Below are 1,426 nucleotides of genomic sequence, written 5' to 3'. Positions count from 1 at the left end.
TAATGCTGATCAGTTAAGAAGTTGATCAGTTGACCGATCAGAATGATCATGCACAATCCGTAGTTAGGCAACTAACTACGGATTTTTTGTGAATATAGAACAAGCTCTTCATTCTGCTTTCGAAGAAAGCACTCGTTACCACACGTTTGAAAAATTATCTGAAATTTTATCTTCTGACCTGATTGAACAAGGCTTTCAACAAGCAGGAGTAGCCACAGTTAGAAAGCGCAGGTTGCCTTTAGAAGCTGTGCTTTGGTCTGTTATTGGCATGGCATTATTTCGTAAAGAATCTGTCTGGAATATTGCGAATAAACTAGACATTATGCTGCCTGGCAAAAATCAGTTAGTCGCCCCGAGTGCCATGGTTCAAGCTCGCCAGCGATTAGGTGATGACCCCGTTAAGCAAGTCTTTAATAAAGCTGCTGATAATATGTACCATACAGAAGAGTTTGAAACGTGGGCTGGGTTAAACTTATTAGCGGTTGATGGCGTTGTTTGGCGTACGGCCGATTCAGATGAGAATCGTGAAGCATTCTCATCGGCTAGAAACCAATATGGTGATACAGGATTCCCACAAATTCGCATGGTTTGTCATATGGAACTAACCAGTCACCAACTGATAAGCAGTGAGTTTGATAACTATAAGACGAATGAAATGAAGCTTGCTGAGCGACTGATTGAGCGTACACCTAACCACTCGTTGACCATGTTTGATAAAGGATACTATTCACTGGGCTTGTTAAATCGATGGCACAGTACTGGAGAAGAAAGGCATTGGCTAATACCTGCAAGACCTGATTTACAATATGAAGTCGTTTCTAAGGTTGGTAACAATGACCTAATAATTGAGCTCAAAACCACTAAGCATGCTCAAAAGAATTTCCCCGATGTTCCCGAAGTTATTAAAGCAAGATTGGTTAGTAAAACCATAAAAGGTAAAAATTACCGAATATTAACCTCGATGGTAGATAGACTTCGTTTTCCAAGTAGCGAAATAGTTGATTTATACAGCCATCGCTGGGAAATAGAATTAGGGTATCGAGAAATAAAGCAAACAATGCTAGATAGCACATACCATCTTCGGAGTAAGCGCCCTGATATGGTCAGGCAGGAGCTATGGGGGATCCTCCTCGCATACAATTTAATTCGAAGATTGATGACCCTAGCAGCAAAAGCTGAAGGAATATGGCCTAACCAACTCAGTTTCTCAAGCTGCTCGATGGCAGTTATTCAATACTTCTCATCAATATCAATTATGAGCCCCGGTAATATTCCAATTCACTGGAAGCATCTATTAGGTACGCTGAGACTATTTAAACTGCCACCTAGAAAAGAAGATAGGCGATACCCAAGAGCGATAAAGCCTAAGCCATCAAAGTACCCACATAAAAAAAGAAATGCCAGTCAGCTTAACTGACTGGCATTG

At 40.9% G+C, this 1,426-nt stretch carries 1 protein-coding gene; it reads left to right on the top strand.

Features of this window, described 5'->3' with window-relative positions:
- The first annotated feature begins 88 nt into the window (after positions 1-88).
- Positions 89-1,417, top strand: coding sequence for an IS4 family transposase (locus tag HUS62_RS22225; protein WP_404936081.1), 1,329 nt, complete (start codon positions 89-91; stop codon positions 1,415-1,417).
- Positions 1,418-1,426 lie beyond the last annotated feature (9 nt).

Origin of the sequence: Pseudoalteromonas sp. 0303 (genome assembly GCF_013349995.1) — a bacterium.
In the GTDB taxonomy this organism is placed as follows: Bacteria; Pseudomonadota; Gammaproteobacteria; order Enterobacterales; family Alteromonadaceae; genus Pseudoalteromonas.
Note: the sequence above shows the minus strand (reverse complement) of the source record. Positions and strands in the feature narration are given on the sequence as shown.